Annotated in this window: 19 protein-coding genes; 8 read left to right on the forward strand and 11 right to left on the reverse strand. The window is 66.0% G+C overall.

What is annotated here, in order from left to right; translation table 11 throughout:
- Window positions 1–177: 177 nt before the first annotated feature.
- From ACULK4_RS17850 to ACULK4_RS17875, 6 genes are all read right to left on the reverse strand, one after another.
- Entirely contained in the window at window positions 178–1941 is a 1764-nt protein-coding gene (locus tag ACULK4_RS17850; RefSeq protein WP_445963734.1) for a thiamine pyrophosphate-binding protein, read from the reverse strand.
- A 160-nt stretch (window positions 1942–2101) separates the two neighbouring features.
- Window positions 2102–2623, reverse strand: coding sequence for a VOC family protein (locus ACULK4_RS17855; protein WP_445963735.1), 522 nt, complete (start codon window positions 2621–2623; stop codon window positions 2102–2104).
- Complete coding sequence (locus tag ACULK4_RS17860; RefSeq protein ID WP_445963736.1) at window positions 2620–3834, reverse strand: alpha/beta fold hydrolase; 1215 nt, start codon at window positions 3832–3834, stop codon at window positions 2620–2622. The genes ACULK4_RS17855 and ACULK4_RS17860 overlap by 4 nt, the downstream gene beginning before the upstream one ends.
- A gap of 50 nt (window positions 3835–3884) precedes the next feature.
- Complete coding sequence (locus ACULK4_RS17865) at window positions 3885–4904, reverse strand: ABC transporter permease (RefSeq protein WP_445963737.1); 1020 nt, start codon at window positions 4902–4904, stop codon at window positions 3885–3887.
- Window positions 4905–4920: 16 nt separating this feature from the next.
- On the reverse strand, window positions 4921–6465 hold the full coding sequence (locus ACULK4_RS17870; protein WP_445963738.1) for a sugar ABC transporter ATP-binding protein: 1545 nt from the start codon (window positions 6463–6465) through the stop codon (window positions 4921–4923).
- 8 nt (window positions 6466–6473) lie between these two features.
- The gene (locus tag ACULK4_RS17875) at window positions 6474–7397 is read right to left on the reverse strand and encodes a substrate-binding domain-containing protein (protein WP_501043336.1); all 924 of its coding nucleotides are present in this window, start codon (window positions 7395–7397) and stop codon (window positions 6474–6476) included.
- 312 nt (window positions 7398–7709) lie between these two features.
- Between ACULK4_RS17875 and ACULK4_RS17880 the strand changes: the two genes are divergently transcribed.
- Together ACULK4_RS17880 and ACULK4_RS17885 are read left to right on the forward strand one after the other, a co-directional pair.
- Window positions 7710–8540 (forward strand): alpha/beta fold hydrolase, encoded by an 831-nt coding sequence (locus ACULK4_RS17880; protein WP_445963740.1) that lies wholly within the window; start codon window positions 7710–7712, stop codon window positions 8538–8540.
- Between the two features lie 155 nt (window positions 8541–8695).
- Window positions 8696–9421 carry a GntR family transcriptional regulator gene (locus ACULK4_RS17885; RefSeq protein ID WP_445963741.1) on the forward strand — a complete coding sequence of 242 codons (726 nt, stop codon included), beginning with the start codon at window positions 8696–8698 and terminating at the stop codon, window positions 9419–9421.
- A gap of 1103 nt (window positions 9422–10524) precedes the next feature.
- Here the strand turns inward: ACULK4_RS17885 and ACULK4_RS17890 are convergent.
- The 3 genes from ACULK4_RS17890 to ACULK4_RS17900 all read right to left on the reverse strand — a co-directional run bounded on the left by ACULK4_RS17890 (window position 10525) and on the right by ACULK4_RS17900 (window position 14213).
- Window positions 10525–11964, reverse strand: coding sequence for an NAD-dependent epimerase/dehydratase family protein (locus tag ACULK4_RS17890; protein WP_445963742.1), 1440 nt, complete (start codon window positions 11962–11964; stop codon window positions 10525–10527).
- Window positions 11965–12124: 160 nt separating this feature from the next.
- On the reverse strand, window positions 12125–13096 hold the full coding sequence (locus ACULK4_RS17895; RefSeq protein WP_445964143.1) for a fibronectin type III-like domain-contianing protein: 972 nt from the start codon (window positions 13094–13096) through the stop codon (window positions 12125–12127).
- Between the two features lie 256 nt (window positions 13097–13352).
- Window positions 13353–14213: an NmrA family NAD(P)-binding protein gene (locus tag ACULK4_RS17900; RefSeq protein ID WP_445963743.1), complete on the reverse strand. Its 861-nt coding sequence runs from the start codon at window positions 14211–14213 to the stop codon at window positions 13353–13355.
- 244 nt (window positions 14214–14457) lie between these two features.
- On the opposite strand from ACULK4_RS17900, the gene ACULK4_RS17905 reads away from it, so the two are divergent.
- Window positions 14458–15129, forward strand: a complete 672-nt coding sequence (locus tag ACULK4_RS17905; protein WP_445963744.1) for a nucleotidyltransferase domain-containing protein — start codon at window positions 14458–14460, stop codon at window positions 15127–15129.
- A gap of 111 nt (window positions 15130–15240) precedes the next feature.
- A complete protein-coding gene (locus ACULK4_RS17910; protein ID WP_445963745.1) occupies window positions 15241–15420 on the forward strand; it encodes a hypothetical protein in 180 nt (59 codons plus the stop codon).
- A 431-nt stretch (window positions 15421–15851) separates the two neighbouring features.
- Here ACULK4_RS17910 and ACULK4_RS17915 read toward each other — a convergent pair whose 3' ends face one another.
- Window positions 15852–17519 carry an amylo-alpha-1,6-glucosidase gene (locus ACULK4_RS17915; RefSeq protein ID WP_445963746.1) on the reverse strand — a complete coding sequence of 556 codons (1668 nt, stop codon included), beginning with the start codon at window positions 17517–17519 and terminating at the stop codon, window positions 15852–15854.
- Window positions 17516–19381, reverse strand: coding sequence for a glycoside hydrolase family 127 protein (locus ACULK4_RS17920; RefSeq protein WP_445963747.1), 1866 nt, complete (start codon window positions 19379–19381; stop codon window positions 17516–17518). The genes ACULK4_RS17915 and ACULK4_RS17920 overlap by 4 nt, the downstream gene beginning before the upstream one ends.
- A 291-nt stretch (window positions 19382–19672) precedes the next feature.
- Here ACULK4_RS17920 and ACULK4_RS17925 point away from each other — a divergent pair, with 291 nt between their 5' ends.
- From ACULK4_RS17925 to ACULK4_RS17940, 4 genes are all read left to right on the forward strand, one after another.
- Entirely contained in the window at window positions 19673–20980 is a 1308-nt protein-coding gene (locus ACULK4_RS17925; protein WP_501043337.1) for an extracellular solute-binding protein, read from the forward strand.
- A gap of 63 nt (window positions 20981–21043) precedes the next feature.
- Window positions 21044–21961 carry an ABC transporter permease subunit gene (locus ACULK4_RS17930; protein ID WP_501043338.1) on the forward strand — a complete coding sequence of 306 codons (918 nt, stop codon included), beginning with the start codon at window positions 21044–21046 and terminating at the stop codon, window positions 21959–21961.
- Complete coding sequence (locus ACULK4_RS17935; RefSeq protein WP_445963750.1) at window positions 21958–22857, forward strand: carbohydrate ABC transporter permease; 900 nt, start codon at window positions 21958–21960, stop codon at window positions 22855–22857. Before ACULK4_RS17930 ends, ACULK4_RS17935 begins: the two co-directional genes overlap by 4 nt.
- 72 nt (window positions 22858–22929) lie before the next feature.
- The gene (locus ACULK4_RS17940) at window positions 22930–25218 is read left to right on the forward strand and encodes a glycoside hydrolase family protein (protein ID WP_445963751.1); all 2289 of its coding nucleotides are present in this window, start codon (window positions 22930–22932) and stop codon (window positions 25216–25218) included.
- The last annotated feature ends 23 nt before the right edge of the window (window positions 25219–25241 follow it).

Here is a 25241-nt window from a genome sequence, read left to right on the forward strand (position 1 = left end):
CGGCGGCCCCATTCTCCACAGGTCGAACCGGAACGCGCCGAGCCAGAACGTGATCACCGCACCGACCGGCGCGTGGTCGCCGAGCTTGCCGCCGAGGCCGCTCTCCTCGATCGGAACCTTCTTCTTCCCGCATGGCGATGACGTGGTCCGCCCCCCAAATCGGCGCGCTCGCGCTCCTCAGTCGTCGCCGACGACGGCGTACACGTCGCCTGTGTTGAGCGCCGACATGAGGTCTTGGTACTTGTCGGCCGTTGTGGTGTGGGCCACGATCACGGATGGGCCGCGATGGGATAGAGCGCGGTCGAGCGCGCTGTTGAACTCCTCGAGCGAGTCGACGGTGACCCCTGTCGCTCCCATTGCGCGCGCGATCCCGGCGTAGTCAAAATCGTGCAGCTCGGATGCGATCGTCCGGCCGCGCTGGCCGCTGTAAACCCAGCCCAGCACACGGTTGTCCAGCACGACCACCGTGATATCCAGGTCGAGCTCGACCGCGGACAGCAGCGCGGTGAGGCTCATCGAGAAACCGCCATCGCCACACACGGCGACAGCCTGGCGCCGCGGGAACGTCTCGGCCGCCGCCATGGCCGATGGCACCGCGTACCCCATGCCACCGCCGCCGTTGGGCTGCAGCACCGTACCGCCCGGCTTTGTCTTGAAGTCCCGGAGCACGAAGAGTCGGTTCTCGCCGGCGTCGCAGGTGACCACGGCATCCGGGGCGAGCCGATCGGACAGCGTCGTGATGACGTCCCGGCCGCTCAGCTCCCCGCTGGTCATCTGCGGCAGTCGGTCGAAGTAGCCGATCTGCGCGCGGGCGGCGGCGACCCGGTCGACTCCGCCGGCGTCGTGGCCTCGAAGGCGCTCGGCCAGTCCCGTGAGGGCGTGTTGGGCGTCGCCGACCACCGCCACGTCGTTCGGCCACGTCCACGAGACGTTCAGCGGATCCAAGTCGATGTGCACGAGGCGCTGCCGCTGCAGGTCGATGAGGCGGGAATCGGCGCCTGCCGTGTCTGAGGCGCCGAGCTTCGTCCCGACGGCGACGATGAGGTCGGACTCGCCGACGACCGCGTTGGCGGTGTCATGTCCGAAGGACCCGATGACGCCGACGGCGAGGGAATCGCTCTCTGGAAAGACGCCCTTGCCCGCCGGTGTGGTGGCGACCGGCGTTCCGGTGGCCTGCGCCAGGTAGGCGAGCGCAGCCTCGGCCTTCGCCAGCCGCACGCCGTTGCCGGCGACCACGATGGGTCGCTTCGCGCCGCGGATGAGGCCGGCGGCGGCGTCCAGCGTGCCCTCGGCGGCATGGGCCGGCTGGGTCGCGGCGTCGCTCCACCCGAGGTAGGCGGGCGGCTGCCCGGGCTGGATGCGACCAAGCAGGGCCTCACTGTGGAAGACCACCGCCACCGGGCCCGGTTCGCCGGTCGTCGCGTGCTTGACGGCAAGCTGGGTCATCTGCAGTGCCTGCGTGGCGTCCAGAGCCGTGAATGTCTGCTTGGTGATCGCGCGGACAGCGGCGGCCAGGTCGTAGGCCCCGTGTCCGCCGAAGCCGGCTTGATAGGGGCCATGGTGCGCGAATGCGCCGCCGTCCGTGGCGTCGATGAGCAGCACCACTGGGGACGAGCCGAGATGCGCCTCCATGATCCCGACGCCGGCGTTGCCGAGCACCCACGCGCCTTGCCCTATCACGAACGCCGGCCTGCCAGTAAGCCGTCCGCGAGCCTCAGCCATCACTGTCGCGACGGACTCCTGCCTTACCAGGCGGGTGCTCACGCGGTCCTGCATGGGATACAGGGCGTCAAAGATCTGCATCGTGTGGCCGCCGGGCATGCCGTAGACGACCGGGTCGTGCTGGTACGCGATGACCTGGGCGACGGCCTGAGCCCCGCTCAACGATGTCGCGCGGCGCACACCGTTCCGTCGGATGGTTGTGGCCGTCGTGGTGCTCATTATCGTCCTCCTTCGAGCTGGAGTGGACTAGTTTTCAGATGATGAAACGGCTAGCGCATCCAGCAGCCCGCTCAGGTTGTCTCGCCACGCTTGAAGCCGCGCTCGGCTTGTTCGTTGGAGATCGGCACAGGGATCCCTCTTGGTTACCCGGTCAGGCCGGTCAGAGCGGGTCGGACGGGCGGCGACGTCGTGGCGGCTGAATTAGCTCGACGATGGTGTCGCCGTCTGGTGTGAGCTCGTAGTAGGCGAACCCGCCGTCACCGTCGAGGCCGTATCCTGTCCCCCACTGCACCGGCTCCGCTCCCTCTCGTCGGAGGGCCTCCATTGCAGTCTCGATGTCGTCCACAAAGCGCCCGACGTGGTGCGGCCCGTACCCTCGGCGCTTAATCCACTCGTGATACAAGCTCGGACCGGCTACCGGCTCGATGAGTTCGATCTGGGGACCCGACCCGGACAGCGCCAGTCGCATGACGAACTGGCCCGGTCCGCCGCGGAAACCCAACCGCGGAAGCGTGCTCGGGGCGTACTGGTAGACGCGCCATTCCCGTTCGCCGAGCAGGGCATTCCACTGCTCAATTCCTGCACGTAGGTCTGGGACCAGGAACGCGACCTGATCGACGTTCGGGTTGCGGGAGAGGTCCGCGAGCTTTTTTGCGAGCCGAACGCCATGCGAAACGGTCATCGGTACCCCACGGAGTGCAGGAAGTCCCTGACGGTCTCGTTGTACTCGTGCGGATTCTCGATCATCGGGTAGTGGCCTGTGCCCTCCAGGACGGCGATTCGGCTGCCTGTGATCCGCGACTGCGTGGCTTCCACCTGCTCCTGAGACACCAGCCAGTCCGCGTCTCCTCGCAGGAGCAGAACCGGGTCGGTGACCCTGCTCATCTGGTCGCGCTCGTCGAAGTGACCGTAGCCGATGAGGTCCGCGACCATGACCTCGGCGGGGTTGCGTTGAATCTGCCACACCACTTCTCGGCGCCGATCAGAAGGCGTTCGGTTGCCAGTGAGCGACTGAGACCATGCGTCGACGATCTGGTGGCCGTCGGTTCGCATCATGTCGAGGAAGAAGTCGGACACGGTCGGCGTGTAGTCGGCGCCTTCGCTGGAGACGATCGCTGAGTATGCGCCCGGGCGTCGCGCGGCGAGCTCGAGAACTTGGTTGCCGGCGAATGAGCAACCGATCACCGCTGGCCGTTCGAGGCCGAGCGCTTCCATGAACGCTTCGTTGAACTCCGCATGCTGGGTGATGTCGGTGAAGGCGCCTTCCGAGGGAAGCAGCGATTTGGCGTGTCCTGGCGCGTCGATGGCGATGACCCGGTATTCGTCCGAGAGCCCGTCGAGCACGTGGCGGTACATCAGTGTGTCCTGCGAGGCGGCGTGGAGGCAGACGATTGGGAGCCCTTCACCAGCCTCCTCGTAGTATGTCCGTACTCCATTGACTGTGATGTAGCGGCCGATTGTCGGCTGCCCGGATGGCTGGGGCTCTGGTGATGGCTCGGGCGCTGGGGGCACGTTCCGTCCAGTTTGTTTCATCGCTCTCAACGTCAGCCACATGAGCTTGGCATTACGCATGGCCGCGACGACATCGCCGTGGATCTCAAGCTCACCGAGGCCGGGCGAGGTCGCTTCGAACCAGTCGGATCGGCCTTCGATGATGTCCTCCCATTGGCTGCGAGGGGCTTCGAGGACGATATCGGCGCCCCGCGCCGGGACCCCGGGAAAGGCGGCAATAGCCTTCCCGTGACGAACCTCGAGGGCGGTCGATTCCTCCCCAACGGAGAACTGGATACGAGCATCGAACCATCGGGCCGAGGCAGACCATTCATCGTCGCGGTTGAGTTCGATGACAAACTCTTCCCACCAACCCTCAGAGAACGCGTCAGTCGCAGACATTGTTGTTTCCTCCCTTATGTTGACGGCCGTGGGGCCGCATGAATTACTGTTTAGCGCTTCACTTGTCCGAGGATTCGTCGGCTCGTGGTGCTGAGGGCGACCGCGCCGGCGAGGATGACGCCCTGGACGATGTACTGGGCGTACGAGGGTGCGCCGAGGATCGCGAAGCCGTTCGTGGCCACGGTCACGATGAGAACCCCGATGAACGTTCCGAGGATGTGGAACTCCCCGTCGCGCAGCACGGACGCACCCAGGAAACAGGCCGCGAATGCGCCGAGCAGGAAGCTATCGCCGGCGGTGACCTGAGCGCTGCCAATGCGCGCGGACAGGACGATGCCGGCGATGCCTGCGGCGACCGCGCCGATGACGAAAGCGATGAGCGTGACTCGTGCCACGTTGACACCGGCCAGTCGAGCAGCGACGGGGTTCGCACCGACCGCTTGCGCGTGGTGCCCGAAGACAGTCCGGTTCAGGACGACCCACAGGATCGCCAGGAAGACGAGCTCGATGATGATCGGCATCGGGACGCCGAAGATGTTGCCGCGCGCGATCGCGGTGAACGAGCCTCCGGAGAGATTGATGGGGGCGCCGTTCGAATACCAGAAGTTGATTCCGAGGACGATCGTGGACGTCGCCAGTGTCGCGACGATTGGGTTGACTCGCAGCCCGGACACCAGAAGGCCGTTCGCGAGCCCAACCACCGCAGCTGCGACGAGGGCGAGACCGATCGCCACGGGGATCGGAAGGCCGGAGCGCTCCATGAGGCCGACGGCGAGAATGCCCGTGAGCCCCAAGACGTTGCCGAAGCTGAGGTCGAACTGGCCAGCCACCAGCACCAAGGTCAGGCCTCCGGCAACGATCGCGAGCAATGCGCTCTGGTTGAGCACGTTGACGAGATTGCGCTCCGTGAGAAAGGCATTCGGGCTGGCGAGGCCGAACGCGATGATCATGCCGGCCAGTACCAACAGGGTCCCGTACCGGGCGAAGAAGGAAAGGACCCGATGGTTCCTGGCGATTGCGGGCCCGGTCTCGCTTGTCGGGGACTCAACGTCCGTGGTCGTGATGGTCACTTCATTTCCTTTCGGCTCACGCATAGCAATGGCCCAGCATGTTGGGCACGGTGATGTCGTCTCCCGTGAGTTCTCCGACGACTCGGCCCCGCGACATAACCGCAACCCGATCGCATTCGAGAAGTTCCTCAAATTCCGACGAGATCACGATGACGGACATGCCCCGCTCCGCGATCTCCCGGATGCGCCGGTAGATGTCGGACCTTGCTCCGATGTCCACGCCGCGGGTGGGCTCGTCGAGCACGAGGACCTTCGGGCCCGTTTCCAGCCAGCGGCCGATGACAACCTTCTGTTGGTTGCCGCCGCTGAGCGCAGAGATCGGCTGGCGGGTTCCCCCTGCACGCATGACGACACCCAAGTCCTGACATTGCGTCAATGCGTCACGATCGGCTCGGCGTTGGGAGACGAACGGGTTGAGCTTCGACGTTCGCCGCCCCCAATTGGCGGCGTGGAGATTGCTCGTGACGGGCAGCTGGAGAAACAGCGCCTCCGAGCGCCGCTCCTCGGGAACATAGGCGACACCTGCCCGCATCGCGTCGCGCACGCCCTGCGGAGAGTACGGCGCGCCGTAGATGCGCATGGTTCCCGTATCGGGCGCATCGGCTCCGAAGATGATCCGGGCGAGTTCGGTACGGCCGGCCCCGACGAGGCCGGCGATGCCGAGCAGCTCGCCTTCGTGCAGCCGAAGCGTCGCACCGTTCACGCTGCGCCCACGGCGAATGCCGCTCACCTCGAGGGCGACGCGCGTGTTTCTCAGGTCCTTGGCGTTCTCCGTCGAAGCAGGTGGGAGCGCGTGCCCGACGATGCCTTGGATCAGCCGGTCGCGGGTGATCTCCGTCTTGCTCAAGGCCGCCGTGACTGCGCCATCGCGGAAGACGGTCACCTCGTCGCAGATCGCCATCACTTCATCGAGGCGATGGCTGATGAAGACGACGGCCACGCCCTGCGCTGCGAGATCCGTGCAGACCTTCAGGAGTCGGTCTGATTCCTCCGCATCCAGAGATCCCGTGGGCTCGTCCATGACGATGAGTTCACTGTCGTTGATCAGCGCACGCGCGATCGTGACTAGCCACTGCTCGTGCACGGTCAGTTCGGCGACGAGCTTGTCCAGCGGAAAGGAGATGCCGACACGTTCCGCGACGGCGGTGACCCGCGGGGGGACGCGGCGGAAGTTTCCGATCACCTTGCCGTCTCCTCGGTTGTTCCCGAGCAAGATGTTCTGTGCGGCCGTGAAGCTGCGGACGAGGTTCAGTTCTTGGTGGATGAAGGCGAACCCCAGGCGTGCCGCTGCGGCTGGGCTGTGGACGGTGACGGGGGTCCCGCGCACCACCACCGCACCGTCATCCGGAGACTCCAGCCCGGCCAAAATACGCACGAGTGTGGACTTCCCCGCACCGTTCGCTCCCACGAGTCCGTGGATCTGGCCGGCCCGGAAGGCCAGGTCGACCCCTTTGAGGGCTTGGATCGCGCCATACGTCTTGACCAAGCCCGATACTTCGACGATCGGTTCCGGTGTTTCAGCGTCGGTCGGCACTTCCCAAGCCCTCTCCAGGTTCAGCATGGTTCTCCTCAGTAGAGCGTCGGGTCGCCCGCGAGGAACTCCTCGACGGTCTCGGAGGTGACGAGCACGACCTCGGTGCCGATGGTCTGCGGGACCTCGACCGAATCCGGGTCGTCGAGGTACTCGATGAGGAGCTCCGCGAGCCCCTCACCCTGTTGGGGGGAGTTGTACCAGGTCGTCGCCGTCAGCTCTCCGCCCTCGACCAGGCGCACTGCCGCTTCTGTTCCATTGATCCCGTAGGTCAGGACATCGGTGCGACCGAGATCACGAAGCGCGGCCACGGCACCCGTGGCGGGGTCATCGAAACATGACCAGACCGCCAGCGGCGTGTCGCCCCCGGCCGGGTGAGCCGCCGCCCAAGCCGCTGTCGCGGCCTGTGCCGACTCCACCTGTCCGGGGATGGTGATCTGCTGCTTGGTCTGCGTGATGTCCGTACCCTCGAGCAGCTCGTCGAGGCCCGCTTCGCGACCCTGGCACGGAAGGCCCGGACGGTAACCGAGGGTGAGCACCTCACCCTCGCCGCCCATGTCCTCGACCATCTTCGCGCTCGACTCATCGAGCCAGACGTCGCCGGCGAACTGAACGCCGTCGCCGGTTCCTCCACCCCAGTTCGCCACCGGAACTCCCGCTTCGATCGCCGACGCCACGCCGGCAGCGAGCGCCTCGGTGGGGAAGACGCTGACCAGGAGCGCGTCGGCGCCCGTAGTCACGAGATTCGTCATCGCGGCGTTCATCTCGTCGACACTTCCCTTGGCGTCGACGGTTTGAACCTCCCAGCCCTGCTGCCGCGCGTACTCGGCGCCGCCCTCGAGAGCTGCGTTCGAGAAGACGTCGCTGGCGCTGAACTGGACGACGCCCAGGACGCGGGCTTCCTCGTCGCCATCGCCGCCACCGCCGCCACCTGACGCGCCGGAGCAGCCCGCCAGTCCCATCAGTGCTACCGCGCCTGCCGCCGCAACGGCGAGATTTCGTCGCGCAACCATCTGCCTACCTCCTTGTAGTGCTGTCGCTGCATGTCACCGCCCCTGATACGGATCCCCATGACTCGGATGCGGGGTCGGTTGCGAGGCCATCATGACCCAATCCGTCCGCGCCGTCAACACACATGGATCCATTTGGCCCCTGAAACGAGGTGTTTGACTCGAATAGCCGGCCCAAACGCCTTCCATGGATCCACACGGTGCCCTACACTCGATCCCAAGGCGGCGAGGACGCCGTCGCCAAACCCGCAAAGGAGCGCATTCATGGCCGAGAGTCTTCTGACGGTCAACGGCATCAAGCTGTACGTGGCCGACACAGGCGAGAAGGACCTACCCGTGGTTCTCTGCCTGCACTCGCTCTTCCTCGACTCGCGCATGTTCGACGGATTCCTCGACTACGCGGCCGGCAAATACCGCGTGATCCGCCCCGATTTCCGTGGTCAGGGACGGTCGGATCATGGCCCGGACGACAAGATCACGATGGACCAGGACGCCGACGACATGTTCGCCCTCATCGAGCAGCTGGGGCTGACCGATGTGAACCTCCTCGCCCAGTCGATGGGAGGGGACGTCGCCGTCCGCCTCGCCGCCCGACGGCCCGAACTCTTCCGCTCGCTCGTGATGGCCGGGTCGTCGGCGCGCAGCGAGCCCGACGCACAGCGCGAGCAGTTCCTGAACTGGATCGGCAAGGCCGGCGAGCAGGGATTCATCAACGACTCTCTCGAGGAGACGATGGAGGTCATGTTCGGGCCCACCAGCCGCAACACCGCGGACCCGAAGCGCAAGGCCGCGGTTGCACTCTGGCGGGAGCGCATTAATGTCGTTCCCCGCAGCCTGTACCCCGCCATGTTGGGTGTGATCCTCCGCGAGAACGCGGTGCCCCTCCTGCCCAGCATCACGTGCCCGGCGCTCATCTTCTCCGGCGTGGAGGACACCGCGCGGCCACCGGAGTGGGCGAAGGAGGTCGCCGATGGGATTCCGAACTCCGAGCTCATCGTGATGGAAAACGTCGGGCACAGCCCGACGCTCGAGGTGCCTGACGAGGTGTATCCGATGATCATCGACTTCTACGACGCGCATAATCGCGGACGCTGAGTCGGCTAGCGACTGAGGGGGGCGATTGTCGCCCCCCTCCGTTCAGACGCACAGGGAGCCCCTCGAAGCTCTCGCAGAACTCGACTGCCTACCGGAATCGGGCCGTAGTGCGAGAACGGACGGCTACTGTGGAGAGTCGAAGAAGGGACCGGCGCGTGACCACGATTCTCGGCGGGAGCCGGACTCCGTCAGCGTCGTCGGCCGTTGCCAGCCGACGTGTTGCCGACCAGCTGAAGACCGCCATCCTCGAAGGGGAGTTCCTGCCTGGGTCCAGGATCATGCAGGAGGAACTCGCCACGCGATTCGGCGCGAGTCGGCTGCCTGTGCGTGAGGCGCTCCGCATCCTGCAGTCGGACGGACTGGTGACGCTCCGGTCGAATCAAGGGGCGTGGGTGACGCGGCTCAGCATGGACGAGTGCATCGAGATCTACCGCATCAGGGAGCGGGTGGAACCGATGTTGATCGAGGACAGTATGCAGCGCCTCACCCAGGAAGACCTCGACTTGATCCTCAGGCTGGCGGACGAACTCGACCATACTCGCGACATCGGCGAGTACTTCCGCTTCGACAGGGAATTCCACCTCGAGAGCTATCGAGCCGCGCAGATGGGATACCTGCATTCGATGGTCGAGCGCATGTGGAACGCCACTCAGTACTACCGGAGTGCCTACACGCGGTTGGTCGACCATCAGGGCTCGCGTTGGATCCTCGACGCCGAGCACCGGCTGCTGGCCGACGCGATCGCTCGAAACAACGTGGAGGACGCGAAGCAGCTCATCGAGACCCACATCCGACGGACCAGAGTCACGCTGGCCGACCACCCCGAGATCTTCGACATTGAGGGTCAGGATGGCACCACGGTGCGCAGTAGCTCAATGTGACTGCCGGCTGGCGGCCTAGAAGCCCGCACGCGCAAGGATGGAACGACCTACGACGCGGGCGGCACTCGAAACAGCGTGTCGTTGTGATGTCCAGTTCCGCGTCGAGCATCCGGATTCCCACTGATTGCTGGACGGTGGCGCGTGGAATCTACGCGATTGGCCGGTAGCAGCTCGGCGACGCCCGTGTAGTGAATAGCCACGGCGCACTCGCCTCGCGTCTCCGTACATCGTGCCCGCGACCTGGATCCTGCCGGCCGCCTACAGATCGACCTGCTTGTCAATCGGCAAGCCCCCCCAAGCCGACGAATCCCGCAATCGTTCCCGAACGTGATCCTAGGGCGGAGTCGCGGGAGGAGCTCCACCCGTTACTGCGCTGGGCGCGACCCGGGCGGATCGGTCATCGAACCCGTCCGGAAACCGGTCGAACGATGAGAACTCATGCTGAAGCGGCTTCGTGAACAGCTGCAGCGGACGTTGCCCCTGAGGGCGCTCGAGGAGCACCGGCGGCGTGAGCTCGAGGATCTCGCGGTCGGCTGAGTGGACGCCGCAAACGACGGCGATTGGAGGCCGCGCAGCTCAACGCGCGGATTCACCGCACGCTGGCCACTCTCAAGGAACCCGAGGCGTAACATTCATGCGGCGAGGCCGTTGCTCACGGTGAACTCACGGTTTTGACGAGTTCACCCTGGCTCACTCGGGTTCATGTTCCGAGTGATTCCGCGGCTCGTGAGCCCGGGTGAAGGACTGTGAATCGGCACTTAGGAACTTCCGCTTCCCAAGCAGACAGCGCGGGTTCGATTCCCGTCATCGGCTCTTCGTGAATAGTGCCTGATCAGATAGGTTTTCATCACGACATCGACGAATGTCGATTCGATTTGTTTTGATCGAGTCACGGTTTGCTCACGGTTAATGATTCAACTTGTTTTCGTGAGCGCACCCCACTGCCAGCGGGCGCCGTCGAACGCCAGCCGGTTCGAACTGTCAAGCTCACCCGAGAGCGTTCTGGACCTCGCCCACGGCGCCCACAGAATGCGGCACCTGCATTTCCAGCGGTGACCGCCGTAGCAATGTCTGCCCTCAGCCGCAGCTCCGGTATCCCGGGCCTAGGCATCGACCACCTGCCTCAGGAACGCGTTCGTCTCCGCCTGGCGCGCGCACCTGGGGACATCCGTCACGCACACCGGGCACCAGTGGCCTGCGGTGAGTACGAGCCGGGGGCTCGCGATGAACCGGTGGCCGTCGGCGCATTCCCACTCGAGCGGTGTGGCGATGTCGCCGCGGACGACGTCGGTCGAGGTGAGACGGCCGCCGCGGTGGGCCGCGGCCTCGAGGTAGTCGAGCGCCGACCACTCGGTCGGGGGCTTCGACTCGTCGTAGCCGTGATCCAGAAGGCGCGGTTCGCGCGACGGCTCCGGCACCTCGAACGTCGACCAGTCGCCGATCGCGCGCCACTCCTCGAGCGAGCCGAAGTGCGCCGCGATCTCGGCTTCGTCGCCACGGGCGATGGCATGCATCGTGCCGCGGCGCTTCTTCGCGAGGGGCTTTATCACCAGGTGCTTCACGATCGACGGTGGCACGCGGCCCGCCGAACGCACCGATGGAGGCGCCGCGTCGATGGCGCGGCCGAGTGCCGCGTCGAACGCGTCCTGCCGGTAGGGCACGAGCTCCTCGAGCCGGTCGCTGTCCGCGTACCACTGGCCGTGGAAGTTCCGAGTCGCGAACCAGTTCCGGTCGTACCAGCGGCGGATGTCACGGACGCCCATCGCACCCCCGATCGCGGTCTGCAACTGCCAGTTGGTGAGGCGCCATCCGTCGCCGCCGCCGATGTCGTAGATGCCGCCCCACAACTCGTCGGGCACATCCCGCTCGCACAGGTTCGCGAGCAGTCGCGCGGAGTCCTCGGCGCTCACCCACTCCATGACGCCGCCGAACGGCGAGTGGGTCATGATCGGGTCGCGGATCTCGAGCATGCCCGAGTGGAGAATTCCCGTCTGACGCAGCTGCGCCCACTTCGGCAGTCCCGAATCGACCAGCAGGCGCTCGGCGATCACCTTGCTCTGGCCGTACTCCTCGAAGTGCGACACCCGGATCGGGTCGCCCACCCGGCCCCAGTGATGCGGTGGGTTGCGGTTCCCCGTCTGCGCGACGGTGCCGACGCCCACGACGGCGACCGCGCCCGGGTCGGGCAGCGCCTTGACTGCGTCGATGATGTTGCGCATGCTGCCGACGTTCACGCGGTGCGCGAGCTCCGGCCGTACGTCGGCGAGCGGTGAGACGACGGCGCCGACGTGCAGCACGATGTCGACGTCGCGCACGGCGGCCGCGACCGCGACCGGATCGGTCAGGTCGCCCCACGCGACCTCGAGGTTCTTCATGCCGTCAAACTCGGCGAGCGCCTCGCGGTCGCGTTCAGTCGGCATTGCGAACGCGACCACGCTCATGCGGTCGGCGCGCTGTGCGAATTCGCGCAGCGCGGCGCGTCCCCAGTTGCCGGTGGCGCCAGTGAGCAGTACGCGCGTGCGCGCTCCGCGGACGTCGATCATGCGATCTCCTTCGAATGGTGGGGCGACGGATGTCGCGGCCGGCTGTTCGGCCGGGACGCCGGCGAGCGGCCGGGCTACGCGCGCTCGATGCCGCGAACGGCGCGCTTGATGCCGGCGTCGAGCACGAGGGTCGGCGGCATCCCCGTCAGGGTCGTGCCCGTTACTGCGCCGCCGCGAGGCTCATCGCGATGAACCGGTCGAGGGCGTCGTCGGGGATCTCCACGCCGGGGAACCGCGCGAACTGCCCCATCGGCATGGAGTCGACCATCTTGAGCATGTCGGCGTTCGCCTCAGCGGCAGCCTGCTGCTCGGGCGTTGCGTTCGCCATCATGCCCTGCATGAGCGCGGGCCCGACGACGGGGTGGCCGAACCACTCCTTGACCGTCGATTCGAGGCTGAGCGGTTTGGGCCGGTCGACGTCGCCCTCGAGCACGAGCTCACGGCGCTCGATGATCTCGGCGGACGACCGGCCGAGTTCGACCGCGTACGTGCCGGGCTCGACCCACCAGCGGTCGCCCGTGACGTCCCAGAACGCGAAGGCGCGGCGCTCGAGTGCGATCCCGACGACGGAGGTCTCGCCCGAAGCCAAGTGCACCTTGGCGAAGCCCGCCAGCTCGCGAACCGGCCGGCGCACGGCCGACGGCGCGGGTGCGACGTACAGCTGCACGACCTCGGCGCCGGCCAACGCGCCGGTGTTGCGCACGGTGACCCGTGCCAGGGCGGTGTCGGGCCCGGTCGGTTCGACCTCGAAGGACTCGTGCGCGAACGTCGTGTAGCTCAGGCCGTGGCCGAACGGGTACCGCACGGACCGCTCGGCAGTCGCGTGGTACCGGTAGCCGACGAAGACGCCCTCGCCGTATCTGACGGTCTCGTTCTCGCCGGGGAAGTTGAGGTACGACGGGGTGTCCGAGAGCGCCAGCGGGATGGTCTCGGCGAGCCGACCCGACGGGTTCATTATGCCGGTGAGCACGTCGGCGAGCCCGCCGCCGACGGCCTGGCCGAGCGCCCAGCCCTCGACGATCGCCTCGATCTCTCGTCCCGAGGTGAGACAGCGGGTTCGATTCCCGTCATCGGCTCCTCGTGAATAGTGCCTGATCAGCTGAGTTCTGTCGAAACATCGACGCTGGTGAATTCGATTTGTTTCGTTCGCGTCACGGCGAACTCACGGTCAGTGTGTTTCAGGCGAGCGGATCGCAGTCAACTCTGCGGCCGGCGCCTATCCGCGCCGGAGATGAACACGACACGGAAATCCTCATCCTGAATCAGGGGACGGAACGGAAGTCAGGCCGACTCATGTTTTCCGGATGTCACGGGGCCTCGACCAGGTCAAACTGTCACCCCCGTGCAGCACGCACGCAGACTCGAGCACCGAGTCGATCGGCCAGGCGTCAGGTTGCGACCTGAAGGAATGCGCGCAGGTCTTTCGCGCTCGGCAGTATGTCGTAGGTCGGACCGGTGTCGGCATCGACGGGGTTCTCAGAAAGCCACCGCCACATGGTGAGGATGTCGTCGTCGACGAACCGCCGGAAGAGGAACAACGGCATTGGAAACCGCGGCGGGTTCTTGCCCCTGACAGCGCGGAAGATCCGCCGGCACTCCGCCAGGGACTTCACATCTGCGGCGAGCCGGAGGTCATTGCCGATGAACCGCTCCGGCTCGGCGAACGCCCTGGCTGCTATGGCGCCGAGATCGTGGACGCTGAGCCAGGGGATTCGACGGTCCACGCCGGCGAGCTTCGGCATGGTGTACCAGGTGGAGCTCTGTGGGTAGAAGCTCGGATCGACCATGAGCTCCATGAACGCCATCGGGCGCAGGACCGTCAGCGGCAGGCCAAGGTCGTTCATGCCGCGGGCCACTTGGAGCTTGGCGTCCCACTGCCGGACCCCGGTCTCGGAGTCCCCGGGGCCCGCCGATCCGTAGACGACGTGGGCGACCCTAGCCCGGGCCGCGGCCCGCGCGGCGTTCATGCCCTGGCGCGACTCGTCCTGTATCGAGGCAGCACCGGGCGGCTGCATCATGTAGACGCCCGAAACGTCGGCGAATGCCGAGTCGAGCGATGCCGGATCCTCAAGGTCGCCGTATACGACATCGGCGCCCAGCCCTTCGAGCTTCGCGGCCTTCTTGCCGGCGGGCGTGCGGCTGAGAGCGCGGACACGCCATCCTTCTGCGAGAAGGTGCCTGACGACCTGACCACCCTGACGGCCAGTTGCGCCGATCACCGCGACCGTCCGTCCCGTCGTCGACACCATCGGAGCTCACCACCCTGAGCCGAATCCGAACCCGCCCTTGGTCCGATTCTACGACGGCCGACGCGCCCGGATGCGGCCCGGCTGGGGCAAGTGCCCGTAAGCCCTGCCCGATGAGATGCCCGGTGAGCCGGGCTCATCTGCGACATCGGCCGTCGTACAGGGATGCGAAGGCTTCCACCGAATCGTAGTCACTTGATGTAATTTGTAGTCACTTGATGCCGATTCGAGTCGGAGAGGTGGGACCGTGGATCTCAGCCATCCCGAGTATGTGATCCTCGGCGAGAACCGCGCCAGGATCCTGCACCGACTGGCGGTGCTCGCCGAGCCTGCGTCCGGTCGCCGGATCCATGAGCTCAGCGGAGTGCGAGCGCTTCGCACCACGCAACGGATCCTCGATGAGCTCGTCGCGCTCGGCCTGGTCGACATGCAGAAGGTCGGACCTGCGAACGCGTACACACTGAACCGGGCACATGTCCTCTGGAATCCGATCGAGGAGATCTTGGCTACTCGCGCCGTTGTGGGATCCGCTGTCGAGGAAGCCGTCAGGGAGGTGACAGCCGGCGTCGTCGTCAGCGCGGCGATCCACGGGTCCATGGCGCGCGGTGAAGCCGGGCCGGAATCCGACGTCGATGTCCTCGTCGTCTGGGAGGATGCGACCGCCGTGGACCAGCGTGATGCGGTGCTCGAGGCGCTTGATGAACGGGTTCGTCGGCTCACCGGCAATCGAGTCCAGGCTCTTGCGGTCACGGGCGCGGAGCTCGCCCGCCTCGTCGAACACGACGATCCACTCGTCGCCTCGATCCGAAGGGATGGTCAGACCGTGACCGGAGTCGAGATCCGAACCCTCCTCGCTGCGAAAACGACGATTCCTGGGCGCCCGGAGAGGGCGGCTGACGGACACGGGAAGGGGACCTGATGCCCCCGCGCACACGGAAGATGACCCGCACCGAGGTCCGCACCCGTGCCCATCTGTGGCGCCGTCCTCGGCGAACGGTCCGCCGGCCAGGACCACGGCGATGCAGTCGCGATGCTGCGCCGCACCGAACCCGGCAAACGGCTCGCACAGCACCTCGCGCGGCTGATCGACTCGAAGACCGAGACGCAATACTCCCCGCTGCTGCTCACCGAAGCACGCGCCGCGGAACTGCTCAAGGCCGCACGCCGACTCGTCAACGGCATGGACGACGTCCTCCACACCCTCAGCTGACCGAGCGCCGCCGCCGACCTACTCACTGCCTCGTAGTCACTTAATAGTCACAAGATCGGCATCACAGTGGCTCACTCAAGTTCACACTCCCCAGCCATTCCGGGGCTCGTGAGCCACGAGTGAACCCGAGTGAATCACTACTGGATAACTTCTGCTTCCCAAGAGCAGACAGCGCGGGTTCGATCCCCTTCATCGGCTCTTCGTAAGTTTGACCTGATCAAACCCGCTTTCTGCCACAAGATCGACGGACATCGATTCGAGTGGTTTAGTCGGGTCACGGTTTACTCACGGTTGATGATTCAGTTTGTTCCTCATGAGCCGAAGAACCCGCTCAACTCTGCTGCCGGCCCCCGGCGCGCCGAGAGGGGCGGCCCGAGTGCTGACGGGAGCTTCGATCAGCGGGGCTGCTGCATCCCTCATGAGGCCGCCGCTCACGACGCCTGGCTGGTGTACCGCGAGGCAAGGGTGAGGAACACGCTCGCAGTCCAGGAGTAGGCGCGGTCGCGCAGCCCCCGGCCCGAAAGCGCATCGAAGTTCTCAGCCATCCCGGATCGTGCGACGTTTCGACAGAAGGCGTCGGCGATCCGATCGGCGAGCGCGCTTTCGCCGCCGGCGGCGAGCCCGTCGACGATGAGCATCGTCGACGGCGCCCAGATCGGCCCGCGCCAGTAGCCGTCACTCTCGTACGCCGCGCTCTGAATCGATTCGGTAGCGAGCCCGTTCGCGGTGAGGAAGTCATCGCTGCCGATGTCTTCCGCCAGTGTACGGAAGACGTCGCGAGGCAGCCTGTTCCCCAGAACGACCGGCACGCGGGTGAGCAAGCTCGATGAGTCGATCGCACGTCCGTCGCGCTCGCGGCGTGCGACGAACCGATCGCCCGTCCACAGTCGGTCGAGCAGCAGGTCGAGCATGCGCTCGGACTGTCGGCTCCAGTCCTCCGCCTGCTCCGCGTGACCGAGCGTTGTGGCGACGTCGGAAAGGCAGTCCATCTGCAGCACCAGGAGCGCCGCGAGGTCGGGCGACTCGATGGGAACGCCGCTCTCGAAGACCGTGCTGTTGTCCCATCCGGAGTCGTTGCCGTGATAGTAGTGAGGCAGGCCTTCGGAGCCAGATCTGCGGGCGGTCAGCCACCAGTTGGTCCACCGGCTGAGGGGCTCATACGCGGCAGCGAGCCACCGCTCATCGACGACATCGCGCTCCCGCATCCTCCGCAACGCCCAGCCGTGGATGGGTGGCTTGACGAACGAGAAGCTGCGGAACGCGTCGTTGATGTAGTCGGGAAGACGACCGTCCTGTGTCTGATGGTCGAAGACGCTGAAGTACTGGTGCTCCGCCAGCCACGGGATGCGCTCCAGCGACAGCGCGTTGAAGCAGTTATCCCAGCTCCACAGGTTCGTCATCCAGTTCTTCGACATCAGCATCGAGGGACGACCCAAGAAGCCGGACGGCTCGACCAGCGCGGACCATAAGACGTACGCGGCGAGCTCCCGCGTGGACGTGAACTCCGGAGGGCATTCGGGCACCGACGCGAGGAACTCGCGGAAGCCCGGCATGGCCTCCCGCTCGGGGATGACTTGCAGAGGCCCGGCGGCCTCGGGCTCCTCCACCAGTTCGATGACGGTTCCCGGGTCTCCCGCCAACTGCAGCAGCCCCGTGCGGACGCCGTCCCATGTCGAGAGCGACCTCAGCGATCCGGTGCGGACCCGGATGCGGATGGTCGTGCGCGCCTCGTATCGGAGGTAGCGCCATTCGTCCCGCCCGACGGGCACAAGGGTGTCGTACGGGCCGATCGCGTCGGAGCGGAGAAGGAACCCCACGCCGTCGCCGCGCAAGCTGATGCACCCGGGGCCTTCGAAGCTGATGCGGACACTGCCGGAGTCCGCCTCGATCGCGAGCTCCTCGGGGGTCATGATCGCAGTCCCGGCAGCGGGTCCGTTCGTCGTAAGCGGCATGACCTCCAGAAGCTCCGGTGTGAGCGCACTGCCTCGCACGGTCCGCAGTCTCACCGTCTCGGAGATGGCGCCGGTACCCGTCAGCCGGGAGAATGCGAGGTACGAACCCGCGGCCGAGAACGGGACGTGTCGCAGGTCGGCGATCACTTCTCTCCCCCGAGCCGGCCAGCGCCGGCGTGTTCCAGGGCGGCGCGCATCCAGACCCGCATCGTTCCTGGTCCGCGGTTTGCCCATGCGTGATAGGGGGTGAGCGCCACGGAAATCGGCTCGTCCGGCGTCGACGCGTGAGGGTGGTCGCCGTACGGCCATCCATCGGCGTACTCGCCCTCCAGGTACCCCGTGACGAAGACTCCGCCTGCGGTCACGACAGGGTCGCGCGAAGTGTCGGCGAGGAACCGGTCGACGTGGGTACCGCCGGGGAGGTCGACGGATTCAAGCGCATAGACGAGCGGTCCGACCTCCACGGCAGCCGTCCCTCGGATTGCGTCGATGCGTGCATTCGGGAACGTCCATCTCGCGCGGCGGGGCAGTGTGAGGCGGATGCGGTTCCCTCGGGCGAAGGTTCTCGTCACACCTACCCGTCCGGGCGATACGGGCTCGCTCACGCCGTCGATCTCGATCGTGGCGTCCTGCGCCCATGCGGGCACCCGAAGCCCGAGTTCCCATGCCGTGTCGGGAGACTCCTCGACGACGACATCGATGGTGTCTTCTGCCGGATAGGCAGTGTGGACGCGCAGCCGGACCTCACCGCGTCCTTCAACGGTCGCGCGGATGACCGACTCGCTGTACTGGTGAATGTCGAGACCACTGCTGCTCGTCGTCGCCAAGTATGCGTTCAAGGACGCGAATGTCCTTGCCACGTTGGTCGGGCAGCAGGAGACCTCGAACCACGGCGCGCGAAGCCCTGACGAGGCGCGCAGGCTCACCTCGTCAGACGGCTCCGCTGGAGCGGGAGTGCGCTGATGGAGCGTGTTGGAGTAGAAGAACGACCGACCGTCCGGGGCGGGGGAAGCGGCGACGACGTTGAAGAGTGTCCGCTCGATCATGTCCGCGTACCGCGGATTCCCTGTGGCGAGCAGCAGCCGCCACGACAGCATGACCGACGCGACTCCAGCGCAGGTTTCGCAATAGGCGCGATCTGCGGGGAGCTCGTAATCCTCACCGAATGCCTCGTCTTGATGGTGGGAGCCCATGCCTCCTGTGATGTATGTGCGCCGTGCCACGGTGGCCGTCCACTGTCGCTCGATCGCGGCGAGGAGCTCGGTGTCCGCCGTGTCGATCGCGAGGTCGACTGCGGCGGCGCTGAGATAGAGGGCCCGCACGGCGTGACCCCGCAGAACCGTCGCTTCGCGGATCGGCACGTCATCCTGGAAGTAGGATCGCCCCCACTCGATCTCTCCAAGCGATCCGTGCCCTCGACGCTCCAGGAAGAGCCGCGCCTGATGCAGATATTTCTGATCGCCGGTCGCCCGTGCGAACTCCACGAGTCCGAGTTCGATCTCGGGATGCCCGCAGATCGATCGCATCCCCTCGTCGCCGAACGTTTCGCAGACGTGATCGGCGGCGCGTCGCGCCACCTCGACGAGTTCGTCCTCGACGCCGGATCGCATGCGCGCGACGGCGGCCTGCAAGAGGTGACCGACGTTGTAGAGCTCGTGCCCCCACTCGAGGTCGGAGTATCGAGGCGCTTGGCCTGAGCGACCGAACATCGTGTTCAGATATCCGTCGTCCTCCTGCGCGGCGGCGATGCGCCCACTCACGGCGCGGATGGTGCTGTCGAGGGCGGGGTCGGCACGAGATGCGATTTGCCACGACATCGCTTCGAGCAGCTTGTAGATCTCGGAGTCGGAGAACTCCCGACCTCGTCTTTCCTGGGGAAGACGTCCGCTCACGGCAGCGTCGAAGTTGTGCAGCCAGCCGACGCGTTCCATCCAGTCCAGGCTGATCGGGATCGTGGATTGCCCGTTCGAGCTCTGTCGATCTGCCCAGAAACCGCCGGTGATCGTCACGTCGGTCAGGGAAAGTGGCCGACTCACTGTGAGAGTCCCTGGCGCCACCGGCGCAATCGACTGTCGACCTGAGACACTTCTGACCACCATTGCTCCTTGAAACATCAGTAAAACCTTTTCGGACAAGCTACCCCCGCGCCGCAAGCGCGTCAAGTCGAGTCATCAGCCGGAAACACTAATCGCTTGACATCGTCCGAGCGATGTGCGTACCGTAACTATCGGAAAAGCATTTCGGCCCTCGCTGTATACCACAGCCATAAGCAGCGGGGTCATCGAGCAAGGGAGCGGATGATGGTAAGCACAGCGCGTTGGCGCGGATCCGTCGGGAAATCAGCAGTTGCGCTGGTCGCAGCCGCAACCGTCGTAGCACTTGGCGGATGCGCCCCAAGCGGCGACGGCGGGGACGGCAATTCCGGGGGCGATGACCAGATCACCGTCGGTGTGGAGGCCGGCTCGCCGTGGGAGACCTTCTTCAAGGAGCAGGCCGTCGACTTCACCGCGGAGACCGGTATCGAGGTGGAGTTCCAGGCGATCCCCCACGCGAGCATGCGCCAGCAGTTCCTCTCGGACGCCGTGGCGGGTGCAGGATCGTTCGACGTCTTCACGATCGACCAGCCGTGGCTTCCGGAGTTCGCGTCCAAGGGTTATCTCGTGCCGCTGGACGACGTTGTGCCGGAAGAGGAGAAGGCGGACTTCTTGCCGCACACGCTCGACACGGTCACGTACGACGGCACGCTCTACGGGCTGCCGTACATGGTTCACAACACGGTGCTGTACTACCGCACCGACCTGTTCGAGGAGGCCGGGCTCACCGCTCCGCCGACGACCTGGGAGGAGTATCGGGAGTACGCGCAGATTCTCACGGACCGGGACGCCGGGATCTGGGGCACGATCATCCCCGGCAAGCAGGACGGAGAGGTCGCGACCCGCTTCCAGACGTTCGTCAAGCAGACCGGCTCCGACATCGCCATGGAGGACGGCACTCCGACGATCGACACCCCGGAGGCGCTCGAAGCGTTCGACATGATGAAGGCGATCCAGTTCGAGGACGAGTCGAGCCCGCCCGGATTGCACGACATCACCGAGATCCAGGGACAGTTCCTCGAGGGCAAGGTCGCGATGGTCTTCCAGTGGCCGTACATGTACGGAATGACGGCGGACCCGGCCCAGTCGAAGGTCGTCGACCAGGTCGGACTCGCGCTGAGTCCCGGAAACCCTGACCGGGTTTCGACGACGTTCTCGTGGGGCTTCGGCGTGAATGCGGCGAGCGCCAACGTCGACGCGGCGACGCAATGGGTGCAGTGGGCCACCAGCACTGACGTGCTGACCGAGCTCAGCATCACCCAGGTGTCTCCGGTTCCCCGACAGTCTGCGACCGAGGGGGTCGAGGGCGACACGACACTCGCCGACGAGCAGCGCGAGGCGATCGCCACGTTCTCCGAGTCCGTCGCGACCAGCACGACGATCCCCATGACGCCCTACTACCCGCAGTATCAGGACGCGATCGCCGTCGCGGTCTCGAGCGTGATGTCGCAGAACCAGGACGCCGCTGCCGCACTGCGCGACGCGCAAGCCACCGCGGACGCCGCGTTCGAATAGTCAGTCTCCACTCCGGGGCCCGGGGTTCCATGCCCCGGGCCCGGACCACGACGAGGAAGCACCATGGCAGCCACCATGAGACAGACCAACCCAAGATCATCGATCAGAATGCAACGCCGGTGGACCGGTGTCGCGCTGACCGGCCCCGCCATCGCGGCACTCGCCCTCACCGCGCTGTTCCCCCTGCTCTGGACGATCTCGCTGAGCATGCAGGACTTCCAGGTGGGAGTGAACGCACCCGCGTCGTCCTTCGTCGGCGGTGACAACTACGTCGAGGTCCTCACGTCACCCGAGTTCGTGCAGGCGCTCTTCCAGACACTGGGCTACGTCGCCACCACACTGGTCCTCGAGTTGGTGATCGGCCTTCCGATCGCGCTTGCACTCCAGCGGGCGACGATGGGTCGCCGTCTTCTCCGCGTCGTCGTCGCGCTTCCGCTCATGGTGGCGCCGGTCGTGGCGTCGCTCGCGTTCAAGTTCCTCTTCTCGAATGACTACGGACTCATCAATCAGGGACTCGCAGTTCTCGGGCTGCCGACCCCGAGCTGGTTCGCGGACGTCTGGCTCGCTCGCACGACGATCCTCGTGTCCAACCTCTGGCTCGCCCTCCCCTTCGTCGTGTTGGTGCTTCTTGCCGCGCTGGCGAACATTCCCGACGAGCTCATCGAGGCCGCGCGCACCGATGGCGCCGGCCGATGGCGCACCTTCGTGCACATCATCCTCCCGCTCTTGCGGCCCGCCATCCTGATCATCCTCGTCATTCGTCTGGCCGACGCCTTCCGGATCTTCGACGCCGTCTACGTGCTCACTGGCGGCGGCCCGGGCAACGCCACCGAAGTGATGAGTTCGTTCCTCTACCGGATGATGTTCACCCGAGCGGACTTCCCCGGGGCTGCTGCCGCGACCGTCCTGTTCGTCGTCGTGATCGCAGTCTGCGCCGGCAGCATCTTCTTCATTCTCAGAGATCGAGAGGCCCGCCGATGACCGTCACCGTGCCCCGGACTTCCGCCCCGGCTCCTGCGCCCGCTCCGAGCCGCCATCGACGACACCGGTCACGTCGTGTCGCCTCCTCTGGCGCCTTCGCGGTCATCTCGATCGCTGCGGTTGCGCTGTTCCTCCTGCCGATCGCGTGGATTTTCACCACGTCCCTGAAACCCACGTCCGAGATCTTCGCGATCCCCGCGCAGCTGCTGCCCCAGCAGCCGACCCTCGAGCACTTCGGCGAAGTGCTCAGCGACGGTGCGCTCCTGCAGATGTTCGGCAACAGCCTGACGGTCGGAGCGGGAGCAACTGTCTTGAGTCTCCTCCTGGGCGTGCCGGCGGCGTTCGGATTCGCGCGCTACCGGTACCGGCTGAGTGGCGCGCTCCTCGGCGCGGCGCTCGTGACGCGGATGTTCCCGCCCGTCGCACTTGCGCTCCCGTTCTTCCTCCAGTTCAGGGAGCTCGGCCTGATCAACACCACCACCGGCCTGATCATCGCGTACATCCCGATCGTCCTGCCGCTGGTGATCTGGATGCTCGAGGGCTTCTTCCGCCAGTTTCCCGAGGAGCTGCTCGAAGCGGCCCGAATGGACGGACTCGGCACGTTGCGCACACTTGTCCGCATCGTCATCCCCCTGTCTCGCCCTGCGATCGCCGTGGCGGCTCTGTTCGGGTTCCTCGCAGCATGGAACGAGTTCGTCATCGCGCTCTCCCTTACCCGGACGCCCGATGCGCAGACCATGCCCGTCGGCATCGCTTCGTACATCACCCAGTTCCAGACGGTCTGGGGACAGATGACCGCGGCATCAGTGCTGTACCTGCTGCCGGTGCTCGTAGTCACCCTCATCGCCCAGCGGGGCATCATCGCCGGCCTGATGAGTGGGGCGACCAAGGGCTGACGCTCTCAGCCGTCGCTGCCACCTCGAACCACCAACGCCCACTCACCACTGACCATCAAAGGAGACCTGTCCGTGCCCACTTCCCAGACCTCGCCGCTGTCCTTCTCTCTTCCACGACTCGCGGAGGTGACGATCCGGATCCCGGACCCGATCTCGCTCGAGTTCTACACTCCGGGCGCGGCAGTTGAGACCGTCACGGCCGCGTACGACGACATCGTCGAATCAGGCTCGGGGATGCGTGGATCAGCCCGCGTCGCCTACCGGGACTGGGAGATTGCGGTCGACGACGAATGGACCGCGGAGTCGTCTGTTCTGCGAGTGCACCGAAGCGTTCGCGTTCTGCGAGCGGGCACGTCTTCGTGCGGCCTCCGGGCGACTCTCGCGGCCGAACTCGACGCGGCCGGCGAGCGCTTCGACGCTGGCCGGTACTACGCGCCGCCTGCGCTCTACAATCTGAACGACATCGATGAGGATGGTCTCGAAGACTACGTCGACGGCCGCGAGCTGCTGTATCGCGACGATCGCCTCACCGCGCTCAGCGTGCTTGCCTACTTCCCGCGGTTCGCCGCGGGCATCGCGCTCGTGCGGACGGACCTCCCGGAGTGGGACGACGCGCCGGAGCGCGCGCGGGGAGAGCTGGACTTCCTGCAGGCGACGGATGTGGGAAGCCTCGGCGTCGCCCCCACGACGGAGGACCTCCCCAGCCTGGTTGCCGCGCATCCCTTCGTCGAGCGCTCCCGCTCCCACGCCCTGACGGCGCGCGGACGGGAGCCCTGGGGCGCCTTCCACCCGTTGAGCGACGACACCTCGCTGTTCGATGTGTCGTACGAGTTCCGGGCGATCCGGGCGGAAACCGATATCGACGCCCTCTGGCAGCTGTGGTCCGCTCGGATGCGGGAACTCGACCCCCAACGTGTGGAGCTTCCGACCACGCTCGATGAGATCACGTATCTCCGCGTGGAGGCGCTTCTTCCCTACTACGCCGAGGGGACGGTCAACGGCGAGCCGGCGGCGGGATTCGTCACCAACTGTCACCCTCAGGACGGCATCCAGCTCGGCAACATCATCCAGTACGGCTTCACCGGGCAGAACGTCCTCAATGCCTTGCACGCCCTCAATCACTCCAGCACGGCCTCCGACCCGGAGGCTCGCGAAAAGGGTCTGCGCGTGATCGACTTCTTCGCTTCGCAGGCGCTCCGTTCACCGTTCGGACTCACGCCGACCCTGTACGACCTCGAGCACGGGCGCACGGCCAATTGGTGGAGTGGACTCATCCTGCCCCTCGCCTACGCGGAAGAGGGCGATGACCTCGAGGAGCTCATGGGTCCGGTGTACGAACACATGAAGTACGCGATCGAGCCGTTGCAGGGACTCGAAGGGACCTACCTGCGGTGCATGGCCGAAGAGCACACTGCGCTGCTGCGCTCCTATCGCGTCGAGCGTGACCAGGGCGTCGAACACGACGACTGGCTCGAGGCCGCAGTTGCGTTCGGCGACTTCCTCGTCTCCGCGCAGGAGGAGGACGGAACTTGGCGTCGCGCGTACGGGTTCGATGGTTCGCCTCTGATCGAGCCCCGCAAATGGTTCGGTCTGGCCGAGCTGAATCAGAAGTCATCCACGGCGACAGCAGTTCCGTTCCTCGTCGCCCTCTATGAGGTCACGGGCGACGCTCGGTACCTCGAATCAGCACGACGAGCCGAGCGGTTCACTGCCGCGCGGTTTGTCCGCGATGTGAAGTTCAACGGAGGGATCCACGACAGCATCTATGCCCGAGCGCAGCTTGTCGACAGCGAGAGCATCCTGTTCTGCCTGCGCGCGTCGCTTGCGGTGTGGCGGTCGACGGACGATGCGGATGCGCTGCGCAGCGCGGTCGACGCGGCGCGCCTGCTCGCAACGTGGGTGTACCTGTGGGACGTTCCGCTGCCTCCCTCGAGCACGCTCGCGGGCTTCGGATTCCGCACGACCGGATGGAGCGCGTGCGACACGTCAGGAGCGGGATACATTCACCCGTACGAGCTGCACGCCGTCCCTGATCTTTTCGAGGTCGCGATGGCCACCGGTGACGAGGATCTCGCTCGCATAGCGGATCTCGTGATGACGGGTTCAAGTGCGAACGTCGAGACCCCCGCGAAGTCGTGGGGCTATGCGCGTCCGGGCCTGCAAGAGGAAGGTGTGCTCGTGAGCTGGTGGATGATCGACGACCCGATGTTCGAGGGCACGCACTTTGGCGGGCGAGGGAAGGGCGAAGGCAACAAGACGTGCCTGCCGTGGATCTCGGCGGTCGGCATCGACGCTCACGATCTTCTCGCGCAGCGGTACGGCACCAGTGACCTGCGAGAATACTGGCGTGCGACTCGGTAGCGGGTCATCAAGGGGAAGGTGAG

This window comes from Agromyces selenitireducens, from assembly GCF_052748465.2.

Excerpts from the sequence above, each read along its gene's own strand:
- ACULK4_RS17930 (WP_501043338.1), top strand. The coding sequence starts at position 21,044 with ATGGCAGCCACCATGAGACAGACCAACCCAAGATCATCGATCAGAATG.
- ACULK4_RS17855 (WP_445963735.1), bottom strand. The coding sequence starts at position 2,623 with ATGACCGTTTCGCATGGCGTTCGGCTCGCAAAAAAGCTCGCGGACCTC.
- ACULK4_RS17880 (WP_445963740.1), top strand. The coding sequence starts at position 7,710 with ATGGCCGAGAGTCTTCTGACGGTCAACGGCATCAAGCTGTACGTGGCC.
- ACULK4_RS17890 (WP_445963742.1), bottom strand. The coding sequence starts at position 11,964 with ATGATCGACGTCCGCGGAGCGCGCACGCGCGTACTGCTCACTGGCGCC.
- ACULK4_RS17935 (WP_445963750.1), top strand. The coding sequence starts at position 21,958 with ATGACCGTCACCGTGCCCCGGACTTCCGCCCCGGCTCCTGCGCCCGCT.
- ACULK4_RS17875 (WP_501043336.1), bottom strand. The coding sequence starts at position 7,397 with ATGGGACTGGCGGGCTGCTCCGGCGCGTCAGGTGGCGGCGGTGGCGGC.
- ACULK4_RS17925 (WP_501043337.1), top strand. The coding sequence starts at position 19,673 with ATGGTAAGCACAGCGCGTTGGCGCGGATCCGTCGGGAAATCAGCAGTT.
- ACULK4_RS17870 (WP_445963738.1), bottom strand. The coding sequence starts at position 6,465 with ATGCTGAACCTGGAGAGGGCTTGGGAAGTGCCGACCGACGCTGAAACA.
- ACULK4_RS17860 (WP_445963736.1), bottom strand. The coding sequence starts at position 3,834 with ATGTCTGCGACTGACGCGTTCTCTGAGGGTTGGTGGGAAGAGTTTGTC.
- ACULK4_RS17900 (WP_445963743.1), bottom strand. The coding sequence starts at position 14,213 with ATGGTGTCGACGACGGGACGGACGGTCGCGGTGATCGGCGCAACTGGC.
- ACULK4_RS17910 (WP_445963745.1), top strand. The coding sequence starts at position 15,241 with ATGCTGCGCCGCACCGAACCCGGCAAACGGCTCGCACAGCACCTCGCG.
- ACULK4_RS17850 (WP_445963734.1), bottom strand. The coding sequence starts at position 1,941 with ATGAGCACCACGACGGCCACAACCATCCGACGGAACGGTGTGCGCCGC.